Raw genomic sequence first — 10,868 nt, 5'->3', positions numbered from 1 at the left:
AGAAGGGATCATAGGTTCAGCATCAACCGGCCAAGTTAATTGACGCTGAACCGGCCACGATAGTTGACGCTGGATAGTGTGATATAGATTCACGTGTAAGCGACTGACTTCGCTCACTAAAAATTTCAGATCCTCCTTCCAAGCATCATCACGGCTAAGATTTTCGTTACGGTACGACCCTGCTACTCGCTGAAATGCCTTTGAAGTTTCGATTGCTTCGAATTCTCCATACCTGCCGAGAAATGGATGATTTCCGGTGAGCCTTGGACGTTCATCGTAGCGGGCTTGTAGTGCCCTCCAAACCCACTCGATGGCTGCATCTTTGTCACCTAGCCGTGAGTAGGAACCAGCAATTTTGATCATGATGTCATTTGAAGGAGAAGAACCTGTAGGGATATTGTGAAGCACCGTGCCGAGCTCTAGTGTGCGTGTTAGACAGGCAATTGCTGCTTCCCACCTTTGGTCTTGGAGGTAAGCTAAGCCCAGTAAATACCAAGTAGCACCGTCGTCCTGATATTGAGTGGTCAACTGTTCCAACAGTGGAAGGGCTTGGGACCAGTCCTCTTGTCGGACCAACATTAGTGCGTTGACACGATCGCTGTAGTACTCAGCTGGATCTTTTACTTGGCCGGATATGGGCGAACGTCCGATAGCCACATTGGACATCTGTGTAGTCTTGTTACCTCCATCTAGCCACGAGGCGTTTAGGGCCGTGTACTCGCTTGCACAGCCAACTAATAAGATGGCAATACTGCAAATAGCCAACTTCTTCATCTTTCGAATCTCCATTCGCAAAAGCCTGCCGCCCTAAACCTTTGATTTCGCGATAAGCGCGACTAACCTTTTGGAACGCGCCTTTTTGTGAGACACGTAACGCCCCAATTTTCCGCACAGCAAGCGCGTTGAGGCCTGTTGTTTTAGGTCGATGCTTACTGTGTCGGACAAAATTGGGTTTATAGGCATGGGTTGACGATTTCTGTGCTTCATAGCGTGGGCGCCTTCGAGGGGACCGGACTGGACGAAATCGCTCGCTTCCGAGCGTACAAAAGCGCTGGTGCTTCTATGGTTCTCCATGTAAGCCACGCAATTGATAGCGTCGCTATGAAAAGGACGGGCAAGTATATTAGCTGGGCGTAAAATTCTTTTCCGATGAACCTCATTAGGAAGTTGCCGAATGAGCTCATTAGGGGTAAATGAATTATGTACATGGCATAGCTGTACTTGCCCACTGCTGTGAGGCATTGGCTACTAAACATTGATCTCAACATACCTTTTTCATTGGCCACGATCACCTTGAGAAGGAGGCCAGCGAAGAATGCCGCAAGCAAGGTATACCCGATGGTGTACATTATTGGAAGATGGTATGAGATACGACCATAGAGGTACATCGTGACCAAGAAAAAGCCAACGCCGGTGAAAACTAACACGTTCGACAGCTTTCGTAGCGTCGTGTTATCAATGCTAGATTGCAAAGCCAAAGCGACTAGTGCCCCAATCGCAAGGCTATCCATACGGCTGAACGTAAGCGTGTAGATGAAGGCAATATGCGCCTCAAGTCCTGAAAGAACCAAGCGGGAGGCAAGAGCTACTATTATGACGACGATACAAGATATGGTGAGCGCTCTGTGAGAAAGCCAACCGGCGAGGAATGGCCAGATCATATAAAACTGCCATTCGACAGCCAGCGTCCATAGATGGCCGCTATGAAAAAGGGAAGGAGGCCAATTCATATTCATGAGAGGCAGGAAATTCTGCAACATAAACCAAAAATAGGCTTGCTGCTCTCTTATGAATACAAAGTCGGCCCTGTGTTTAAATATCGTGTAGCTCAATAGTAAAAGCAGAGTAACAAACAAGAAATACATGGGCAGGATTCTGAATACGCGCTTGATAAAGAACGATTTCAACCAGCCTTTTCTGGTGCGGGCAGCCAATACTATTCTGGTAATCAAAAAGCCTGACAGAACGAAGAAGAGATCCACACCAGCCCAGCCGAGGTCAAGTAGAACCAGTAACAGCTTCGAGATTGAGGATTCAGCTTGATTTGGCCCTAAGATGGAGCTATGGAAAAGTATCACCGCGATTACCGCCATTCCTCGTAGACCATCCAGCGTCGAATCTCTTGTCGCGTCGGCATCGTTGTTTATTAACATCATTATCCCCTAGCGGAGCCATTGGGCTTACCGGGTGGCTTGCCTAACGTCAACCATAGCCGAAGCGAAGCGTAGGCGCTCCGGTGGAGGCTGCGGTTGTTTTGCAGCCGTAACGAATCTAATGGCTTTGTGAACAGGCATTTATGGCAAAGAGGACTGGCAGGGGACAGATTCATTATCTGCCTCTTGAGGGCCTCTAAACCAGTGCAAAATAAATCTGTCCCCTTATTCCCCTTTAGGATCAGATATGAAAGTAGTAAATGCATCCTTCATATCACCGCTCATACCGGATTGCGCCGAACTTTGCAGCGGTAGCAACAAAAGTAGGAAAAGTTCTTCATGAGCCTGATCGCATATCGCCGCGCTCTGCGGACATTTTGAAGCGTAGCGGAAAAATGTTCCGGCAGCAGCGGATTGTTATGCATTGGGTCTTGGTCTGAAGAATAGACGCGCTATCAATGCTATGGCGGTGCCACCAACAAGGAACCCAAGCAGCACCCAAGTGAATATAGCCGGAGCGTTCTCCACGCGCTGCGACTCGTGGAGGTAGGGGAAAGCCAACGCTCTATAGGCATAAATGAATATGCCAAAGTTTATACAACAGCCGATCAGAGCGAGCGCAAAAGTAGAAATGGCAGCCTTCATAGGACCTCCCAAAACCAGATTTCCTTGCTTTTATTCAGGTCGGAAACTACCCCGAAAAACTCGTAGACGGATCTTATAATCATCCCGCTACTCGTAATCTCATCTTTGTTCCATAGGTCGATGTGATCGCCGCTCCTGTTATGGAATGTCTCACTGCCGCGCTGCCAGTAGTCCTTGAAGAAGACGACGCCCATCTTCCCTTTCAGCGCACTCTGAAATGAACCCGGCTCCACTTTCTTCATGGGAGAAAAGCCAGAGAGCGTGGTTGTTCGCATTCCTTGGGCAAACTCTTCTGCCAAAAGAATATGTTTTTTGCCTGAATGAGACCAACACCGCTTTGCCCGGATTAAGCTAAGGTCTATCCCTGATCGTATAAAGCACTCGCTGAGATTGATTGCACAGTAGTCGCTGAAAGCCTTGTTACTGTCTTTTTGTTTGTTCGTGCACCTTTGCCTGATGTCTTCCGACCGAGGGAAGTGTTTCCACAGCTTTTCGAACTCCATAGTATTGCTCTCCTAATCGTCGTGGATCCGGTGTCGTGCATAACAATCAGATATGTTACGGCAAGCGCAACATATCCTTATTTGTTATGTGCTTACTGCTGACATTCATTTCCATACTTTTTGTAAGCACCCCAAAAACCTAGAACAATGATGCCAACAATTGCAGAATACAGTGACGCTGAATAAAATGACTGGTTCGCAGCTTGGGCGCCTTCTAGCTCTATGGATCGAATCGCGACTAGACCAGATATTGCATAGAGGAACCAAGGCAATGCAGCCAAAAATATCCTAGAGAGTTCGCCGCCGGTTAAATAGCGATACTGCAACAGCATTGCGATGGCCGGAATGATAAGCAGGCCCCCAAACCAGAAAAAGACTCCAAGAAATCCGCTGAAATGAAAAACCAAAATAGCAAATATCCAGACGATTGTTAGTCTTAAGTTATTCAATGCGCTGACCTATCCGTGCACATAACGCCCGGCTCAACGAGCAAATTTTTGATGGCGTGCTTTTTTGCGTGCTTTTGCAAAAAAAGGTGACAGCGGAAATTTGTCCGGTGCAGCCGTTTGTTAAAGGCTATTCTTCTTCTGGGTCGAACGTGTATTCAGGGTAATACTGCAAAACTTTATACATTTTTGGCACTCCTCTAACTGTTTCAACTTCAACGTCTACAACATACGCTAACTCATGCCATTGCTTTTTGAACTTTTCTGGTGGATGAAGCATGGCCTCTTTCACCGCATTGTTTTCAAAGATTACCTTCATGCTTTTCGCTGAAAGGTCGTCAATAATTGCCCGATTACCTGTTTCTGACTGGGGATCAAATTTTGCTTGATACCAGTACATAACCTTCCGCCTGTGCACGTGATCTTCAGGGGAATCCAACTGCTCTACTTTTCGGCTTATTTCGTTTTGTATAGCGTTAGCTTCTGTAGAGTTGATTGTGAAATTATTGATGACTGTTCCGCCATCAGAAACGTTGATATTCATTTGAGAGCCATGGTCTTTTGCTACAGGCTCAACAAATTTGTTCCATTCAAGGAGATCCTGCTTCGTTACCTCCTTTGGCGGGGACTCAACTTTCCCCAAAAGCCAGTTGCACACGCCCTGAACGACGCCTGACCATTGAGACAAGGTCCCTCCCTCCCAAAGCAAAGGCACGATCGGCGCCGCTTGTGAAACCAACTCGATTACGATTGACCCTTTACGAACCTCTTTGATCAGAAGCTCCGACCCAATGTCAGTTTCTCGATCGGTTTCGGATTCGACAAACTTATGGAACTGATGGTTGAACGAAAGAAGCGAAAGCGATAAATCCTTTAACGAAACAGGGTTCTCGTTGCTTATTGTTATTTCCATTTTTTTGTCTAGATCAATCTCTAAGATATTACTCATAGCTTCCTTTGACCTTTAACAGTGATAAGACCGCCGTCGGTGATATTGCAATAACGCGGACGGCGGTGTATCCCCTTCCACGTCGGCACATTAGCTGGATATTGCCCGAAGAATCAACTGCTTGGCAAAACGCGATTCCTGGATGTCGAATTCGCTTGACCTCGGTCTGTCGGGGTCCCGACATGTATTTGAGCGCACGGCATCAGGGTAAGTATCCCATCGGGGGCACTACACCCTCGGCTCAACTGTGTCAGCTGCTGTCAGACGGCGCCAGCTCCCAACACTGCTGGTTCCGAACGAATCCCAGCTTCGGGTAGTAATCCATCGCCGCGGGCGCGCTGATGAGTCTGATCTTGCAGCGTGCACCCAACTCTCGTTGCGTGCGCTGGATAAGCGCCCGACCGATACCGGCGCGCTGGTAGGCGACGTCTACGGCGAGATCGGAAAGATAGCAGGCATAATGGAAGTCAGTGACGGAGCGGGCCAGGCCAATGAGCCTCTCTGCCTTCCAGGCAGTCACAGTCAGGTTGGCGTGCCTGAGCATACCCTCGATACACTCCCGATCGTCAACCGGGCGCCGTTCGGCAAGGGTGGACCGGTTCAGCACGTCAATGAACTGCTCCGGGCTTATCACACAATTAACCTTGTACTCAACCATCACAGGCGCATCCTTGCGGCTCGGCGGGCGTCGGCCCGCGCCAATATCGCCAAAAACCGGCAGCAGTGCGGATTAGATTCCATACTCCCGTTCTACCCTGGCAATGCGCACCCGGAACTCGGAATACCACTGGTCTCGCCCCAGTCGTTGCGCCTCCCGGTGCTGGGCATTCGCCTTCCAGTGTCGAATTGACTCCAGGTCGCTCCAGTAGGAGACGGTAATCCCAGTCTCTTCCCGGGCCGATTCAATGCCGAGAAACCCCGGTTGTTGGCTCGCGAGTTCAACCATCCGGTCGGCCATCTCGCCGTATCCGTTATCGCCGGACGTGCGCCTGGAGCTGAATATAACTGCGTAATAGGGCGGTTTAGGTGTTTGGACAAGGGGCATGAATTCCTCCGTGTTCATTCAAAGCACGCGATCCCTGGTCGTGGCGGCGAAGCCGCAAAGAAAAGCCACTGCTCGACCCAGAGGCAGGTGATATCGATGGTCCGATCTGATTGGGTCGCCGCGCGCTCGGTAATCCCCCCATTTTTGGTCGAAGCTAAAAATAGAGGTTTAGTTAAGCAGCCATGGCCACTTTTTGCTTTGGCGTGATACCGCCAATCGCCGTATTGGGGCGCTCGTGGTTATACGTCCAGAGCCATCGTGTTGCATGGTCCTGAACTTCACTTATGCTACTGAACAGGTACTGACCCAGCCAATCGTAGCGCACGGTCCGGTTGTAGCGCTCGACGTAAGCGTTTTGCTGCGGTTTGCCAGGCTGAATAAACAGCAAGTCAATCCCGTTCTTTTCGGCACATTGCGCCAATTGGCTGCTGATGTATTCTGGCCCATTATCACAGCGCAATTGCTGCGGTTTGCCTCGCCCCTCAATGATCTGATCCAGAGCTCGGATCACCCGGGTCGCGGGCAGTGAGAAGTCCACCTCGATCGCCAGCCCTTCCCGGTTGTAGACGTCGATGACATTGAACAGGCGATAACTTCGGCCATCCTCCAACTGATCGTGCATGAAGTCCATGGACCAGCAACAGTTGATGGCCGCTGGCACGGCAAGTGGCTCAGGCTTCTCCCAGATTAACCGCTTTTTAGGCTTGATGCGCAGATTAAGCTCCAGCTCCCGGTATATGCGGTAAACCCGCTTATGGTTCCAGCCGAAGCCCTTGACGTTGCGCAGGTACAGGAAACAAAGCCCGAAGCCCCAGTTTCGCTGATTGTGAGTCAGTCGAATCAGCCAGTCGGCGATTAGGGCATTCTCGCTCGACAGCTTTGCTTCGTAGCGGTAGCAGCTTTCGCTGATCCCGAATGCTGAATAGGCCAGACGGATGCTGACCGCATACTGAACAACTGCTGATCTGGCCATCTCCCGGCGTTGAGATGGCCTTACCACTTTTTTTCATGGTTTCCTGGACCATTTCGGCTTTCAGGCGCTCCTCGGCATACATCTTTTTGAGGCGCCGGTTCTCGTCCTCCAGCTCCTTGAGACGGGCCATCATGGAAGCGTCCATACCGCCGTACTTGGCCCGCCATTTGTAGAACGTCGCCGAGCTCATGCCGTGCTCACGACAAAGCTCTGGTACCGGCGTGCCGGCCTCGGCTTGCTTGAGGATAGCCATAATCTGGCTGTCTGAATATTTGGATTTTTTCATGCAGAATCTCCTGCGTACAGTTTACGAGAAAATTCTACTTTTGGCTCCTGTGGTTTTTAGGGGGATTACCGTCCGCTGCAGCCGGTGCTAGGTGACGCTTCGCGTCAGAACCCATAGCCCGTCGTTCTCAACAAACCCCAACCGACGCGCTAAGCTCGCTGATGCTCGATTGCTCTCCAACGCTCCCCATACGGCGGATTTGCCTTCTGCCCTCATCTTTCGCATTAGATAAAGCACGGCGGCCGCCGCATACCCCCGACGACGATGGCTCTGAATCGTATCAATGGATACATCCCATAGCGATTCCGTCTCCGACGCCACATAGGCAAAAGCCACCGGGAGAACGTCGTCAAAAGGAAGCCACGACTGTCACCCCATCTTCCGCCACGTGGAACAGCTCACTCGATAGTTCATCGGGCAGATGACCCTGCGCGACGATCTCGCTCAGGCTGATCTCTCGGCATCGATGGGGCGGTGCGGAGGGCAGCTGTTCGGGCGCGGAAAAGATGGCGGCATGCTCCGCGTAAAAATCCGGCAGTAGGGCCCGGACGCTGTCGATATTGTCCGTAAAAGCGAGTAGCTCCGGCACGTCGCGCGCGGCCAGTGCAAGGGCATAGGATTCCGGCTCACCCACTACCGAACCCGTGCCATCCGCCGGGCTCCAGACCACGAAGCCGTCCCGAGTCGCGTTCTCGATCAGCTTGGAATCCTCCCCCAATAGCAAGTCGCGGGTCTCTACCCATAGTGGCAGGTAAGGCAGACGTGCGAGATAGCGCTTTCTTGTTTTACTCATCCTGTTGAGCACCTCTGAACCAGTGCAAGGTCAACCTTACCTCTTTCTTGTTTGCAGGCTACCTTTAGTCAGGATGGTTTGCAGTCATGCAATGTCGCCAGCACGCGCGGCTTTGTAGTGAAGGCGAAGTCGCAACGGACAAGCAGTCGCTGTGCGTGGCCTTCCTGGACGATCGAAATACACGTATCGTGATGTCTTCGGTCATATTGGATAACGCCAGCCAAATACCGCGCCGCTTTGCGGCGTCGATTTCATGGCTTTGTTGGCGACCCCAATGCTCCAGTCTCTCGATGCTACTCAGCCATACTCTCGCCGGAGCCACCCATCTCCTCAGGCACATCTTTCAACTTCGTGATGCCATCGTGGATACGCAACACCGCATCCTGGTAATGCACATGAACTTCAGCTTTAAATGGAAAGCTAGGTATTACCGCAGCATACACATCGGTTAAGCCCATCGCAGGGTGCTCAGTTAGAACATGCCCTCCGCACGTTTTGCACCATCTACGATGGCTTTTGGAAGTCTTCGCGTATGTCCCGATATTGTCGGCACCCTCAGTGATTACCACTGACTCAGGTTTCCACAGAGTGAACGCATTCACTGGCCCGGCTGACCAGTGCCGGCACGATTCACAGTGGCAATAGCCCATGGCGGTGGGATCGCCAGAGACCGTTAACTGAACTGCACCGCAGAAGCAGCTGCCAGTGTATGTCTGTTCTTTCCTCATGATGCACCTCCTACCCTATCTCATTCAGCCTCACGGAGGGCTGGCCGCGAACATATATGTAGAAGCTCTTCTGTCTGGACGTCCAATGCCCCAAGCGGGGCCATAGGCCAGTTCCATTAGGCCCCTTTGGACCACACCGGAGTCAGTGTTGTTACTTGCGGTGGGCCAGCCAATAGTGGCTCGACATCCTTGAGATACGCCGCATAGCTGTCGGACTTTAGGAACTCCTGTGATGCTTCCAAGTTGGAGTACTCCTGGAAAGCGCTAATTGAGTCTGGATCAGAATTATCAAAGCAATAAAAGTACGCGGTATGTCCAGGATTGGCAGCTATGTCTGGTGCCATATGCTTCTCCCAGACCTTACGGACTTCATCTCGCCTCCCAGGCTGGGTCTGGTGCTTAACGATTACTGCAAAAGTTGTCATGGGAACCTCGCGTTTATGTGAAAAAGGCCTAACGTGCCTTGCTGAGCCGTGCCGCAAGCGGCGTCGGCTCCAGCCCGTGTTACGCCGGCTCTTCGAGCGGACGGAGCTCGGATTCGCCTTCGAACTCCGGCCAATGAATACGATGCAGCTCCATGAACTGCCTCGCCAGTGCGACGGCGTCGGCGTGCGTGTTCGCCTCGATCAGGGCGTAGCCGCCAACCACTTCCTTGGTCTCCGTGAACGGTCCGTCCGTGACGTCGATCTTCCCGTTGGCAAGACGAACGCGAGTGCCTTTGGCGAGCGGTTGTAGACCTGCACCATCGACGAACACCCCGCTCTTTGTCTGCTCCTCCACAAACGCCCCCATCGCCTCGTAGAGCTCGGGCGGCGCCTCTGTATCGCCGTAGTCACTGGGATGTTTGATGAACATCATGTACCGCATAGTCCTCTCTCCTGTGGTGGTGAATTGGTTCTGGAGCATTGGGCGGTTCCACCGACTGAAACCCGGTGTGTCCCGTACTGCCCTACCTCTAATCGAATGACAGGATCAGAAATCGACAGCTCGCCCGACGCCACCACTCGTCGGATGGGAGAGGAGCCATGCAATATCCGCGATGCAGGGAAACGTTTCCAGTTCTCCCTTTGTAGCAGATACAGATATGGTGACACCTGGCTGTGTTTCGCTCACCGCACCAGGAAATACATGGCGGCTTGATCCAGTTAACGCCAAGCTTTGCCGTACTTTTGGTGACGATCTTTCCGAACTCCATTCTCGACACAGAGCCAAAATGCATCTTGGCATGTTCCGTCGGCGCAGAGATGTTCTTAGGCTCTTATGCCCAGATATTCATCGAAAATGGCCCAAAGCAGCGGGCCAAGCAAATGGCGGTCTGCTTTTCAGGGTCGCTGCTTGCCTGGGCCTGCTGCCATTGTTCGTTAACGATTCTACACCTGTAAGAGTTTACGCTTGAGATAAAATGGTAGGTATGCCACGCCTGCGATAGCTAGACCGGACATACAAACATTCAAGAGCTTACTAAACAGGCCATTTGGATCTACAAAGAACATTAAAATGACTTCGGGTAATATCCCTTCCAAGCTCCAAAGCACAGGAACTACAAAAATGTACAAGATAAAAACCAGGGCAAGCCATATGTAAACAGCAATGCTGCTAAGACACATATGCTTTAGTTTAGTCCCGATGCTTCCCTTGCCAATCAGACCTACCATCATCGAGTAGGCTAACGGTGTAAGCGCCCAACTGATCAAGAAGACCTGCCTGGCCAAACTGATTGGGCCTACCTGAAACTCCATAACAACGTCTCGTTAACGTCTTGCTCACCCGCACATACTGCGGAGAGCGTTTTTGTGTAAGATGGAGCGTAGCGACACACAAAAACGAGCGGAGCAGTATGTGTCGGTGTGCAGCAACTTGTTATGTGCTGACTGCCAGCTCTGGGTAACTTTCACGCTCGCACCTTAAAAATACAACATGCTCCAAATGGGGAATTTCATTTGGTTTGTCTTTCTCTGAGTCTCGGAACTTAACCACCAAATATTCTTCTTCAATTTTCATCGGCTCTGGAAAGTCTGCTATAACCTCTGCGGCAGCCTCCGACAATATTTCCCATTGTGAATTTTTCGCGATCTCAGAACCAAATACGCAGCGCCACCTGATCGTTTGGTTGGATAGCTCTACTGAAACTGCACGCAATCCGCCAGTAACGCAACCGAGTAATGCTCTTTGTGCAGACAGCTTAATATCTTCGTTCATAGTTTTTGCACATAACGCCTTGGGTAAGCTGCCGGGACGGAGCGCAGCGTAGTACCGGTCAGCTTCACCCACTTGTTGAACGAAGCCGCTCCGCGGCAAAGCACAATACTGTTCAATTGAAGATAATTCCCCTACGTGCTCAAGCCCG

General features: G+C 51.2%; 15 protein-coding genes. All 15 read right to left on the bottom strand.

What is annotated here, in order from left to right:
- Window positions 1-774 (bottom strand): tetratricopeptide repeat protein (locus tag ACURWW_RS17050; RefSeq protein ID WP_445618352.1); only part of this gene is annotated, 774 nt, incomplete at its 3' end.
- Between the two features lie 209 nt (window positions 775-983).
- Window positions 984-2,153 (bottom strand): acyltransferase family protein, encoded by a 1,170-nt coding sequence (locus tag ACURWW_RS17045; protein WP_458618518.1) that lies wholly within the window; start codon window positions 2,151-2,153, stop codon window positions 984-986.
- 641 nt (window positions 2,154-2,794) lie between these two features.
- On the bottom strand, window positions 2,795-3,301 hold the full coding sequence (locus ACURWW_RS17040; protein WP_445618350.1) for a T6SS effector amidase Tae4 family protein: 507 nt from the start codon (window positions 3,299-3,301) through the stop codon (window positions 2,795-2,797).
- Between the two features lie 92 nt (window positions 3,302-3,393).
- Window positions 3,394-3,750 carry a hypothetical protein gene (locus ACURWW_RS17035; RefSeq protein WP_445618349.1) on the bottom strand — a complete coding sequence of 119 codons (357 nt, stop codon included), beginning with the start codon at window positions 3,748-3,750 and terminating at the stop codon, window positions 3,394-3,396.
- A 127-nt stretch (window positions 3,751-3,877) separates the two neighbouring features.
- Window positions 3,878-4,696 (bottom strand): hypothetical protein, encoded by an 819-nt coding sequence (locus ACURWW_RS17030; RefSeq protein WP_445618348.1) that lies wholly within the window; start codon window positions 4,694-4,696, stop codon window positions 3,878-3,880.
- A gap of 250 nt (window positions 4,697-4,946) precedes the next feature.
- Window positions 4,947-5,354 carry a GNAT family N-acetyltransferase gene (locus ACURWW_RS17025; RefSeq protein ID WP_458618517.1) on the bottom strand — a complete coding sequence of 136 codons (408 nt, stop codon included), beginning with the start codon at window positions 5,352-5,354 and terminating at the stop codon, window positions 4,947-4,949.
- Between the two features lie 72 nt (window positions 5,355-5,426).
- Window positions 5,427-5,741 (bottom strand): antibiotic biosynthesis monooxygenase family protein, encoded by a 315-nt coding sequence (locus ACURWW_RS17020; protein WP_445618346.1) that lies wholly within the window; start codon window positions 5,739-5,741, stop codon window positions 5,427-5,429.
- A gap of 172 nt (window positions 5,742-5,913) precedes the next feature.
- Window positions 5,914-7,000, bottom strand: a protein-coding gene (locus ACURWW_RS17015) for an IS3 family transposase (RefSeq protein ID WP_445618345.1) whose coding sequence is annotated in 2 segments (ribosomal slippage) — window positions 5,914-6,748 and window positions 6,747-7,000 — 1,089 coding nt in all. Because the reading frame shifts where the segments join, the coding sequence is not laid out codon by codon here.
- Between the two features lie 87 nt (window positions 7,001-7,087).
- Entirely contained in the window at window positions 7,088-7,336 is a 249-nt protein-coding gene (locus ACURWW_RS17010) for a GNAT family N-acetyltransferase (RefSeq protein ID WP_445618344.1), read from the bottom strand.
- Between the two features lie 13 nt (window positions 7,337-7,349).
- Complete coding sequence (locus tag ACURWW_RS17005; protein WP_445618343.1) at window positions 7,350-7,793, bottom strand: hypothetical protein; 444 nt, start codon at window positions 7,791-7,793, stop codon at window positions 7,350-7,352.
- Window positions 7,794-8,086: 293 nt separating this feature from the next.
- Window positions 8,087-8,521 carry a GFA family protein gene (locus ACURWW_RS17000; protein ID WP_445618342.1) on the bottom strand — a complete coding sequence of 145 codons (435 nt, stop codon included), beginning with the start codon at window positions 8,519-8,521 and terminating at the stop codon, window positions 8,087-8,089.
- Between the two features lie 116 nt (window positions 8,522-8,637).
- Window positions 8,638-8,946, bottom strand: coding sequence for a putative quinol monooxygenase (locus tag ACURWW_RS16995; protein ID WP_445618341.1), 309 nt, complete (start codon window positions 8,944-8,946; stop codon window positions 8,638-8,640).
- Window positions 8,947-9,025: 79 nt separating this feature from the next.
- Window positions 9,026-9,427: a YciI family protein gene (locus ACURWW_RS16990; protein WP_458618516.1), complete on the bottom strand. Its 402-nt coding sequence runs from the start codon at window positions 9,425-9,427 to the stop codon at window positions 9,026-9,028.
- 464 nt (window positions 9,428-9,891) lie between these two features.
- Entirely contained in the window at window positions 9,892-10,260 is a 369-nt protein-coding gene (locus ACURWW_RS16985) for a hypothetical protein (RefSeq protein ID WP_445618339.1), read from the bottom strand.
- Window positions 10,261-10,381: 121 nt separating this feature from the next.
- Window positions 10,382-10,868, bottom strand: a 487-nt coding sequence (locus tag ACURWW_RS16980) for a hypothetical protein (protein ID WP_445618338.1), incomplete at its 5' end; no start/stop codon positions are given.

It is taken from the genome of Gilvimarinus sp. F26214L, assembly GCF_054401055.1.
This window is presented reverse-complemented; position numbering and strand designations above follow the sequence as displayed.

Bases quoted from the DNA above. Each gene is read 5' to 3' on its own strand.
- ACURWW_RS16985 (WP_445618339.1), bottom strand. From the start codon at position 10,260: ATGGAGTTTCAGGTAGGCCCAATCAGTTTGGCCAGGCAGGTCTTCTTG.
- ACURWW_RS17005 (WP_445618343.1), bottom strand. From the start codon at position 7,793: ATGAGTAAAACAAGAAAGCGCTATCTCGCACGTCTGCCTTACCTGCCA.
- ACURWW_RS17040 (WP_445618350.1), bottom strand. From the start codon at position 3,301: ATGGAGTTCGAAAAGCTGTGGAAACACTTCCCTCGGTCGGAAGACATC.
- ACURWW_RS16995 (WP_445618341.1), bottom strand. From the start codon at position 8,946: ATGACAACTTTTGCAGTAATCGTTAAGCACCAGACCCAGCCTGGGAGG.
- ACURWW_RS17000 (WP_445618342.1), bottom strand. From the start codon at position 8,521: ATGAGGAAAGAACAGACATACACTGGCAGCTGCTTCTGCGGTGCAGTT.
- ACURWW_RS17020 (WP_445618346.1), bottom strand. From the start codon at position 5,741: ATGCCCCTTGTCCAAACACCTAAACCGCCCTATTACGCAGTTATATTC.
- ACURWW_RS16990 (WP_458618516.1), bottom strand. From the start codon at position 9,427: ATGCTCCAGAACCAATTCACCACCACAGGAGAGAGGACTATGCGGTAC.
- ACURWW_RS17030 (WP_445618348.1), bottom strand. From the start codon at position 4,696: ATGAGTAATATCTTAGAGATTGATCTAGACAAAAAAATGGAAATAACA.
- ACURWW_RS17045 (WP_458618518.1), bottom strand. From the start codon at position 2,153: ATGTTAATAAACAACGATGCCGACGCGACAAGAGATTCGACGCTGGAT.
- ACURWW_RS17025 (WP_458618517.1), bottom strand. From the start codon at position 5,354: ATGGTTGAGTACAAGGTTAATTGTGTGATAAGCCCGGAGCAGTTCATT.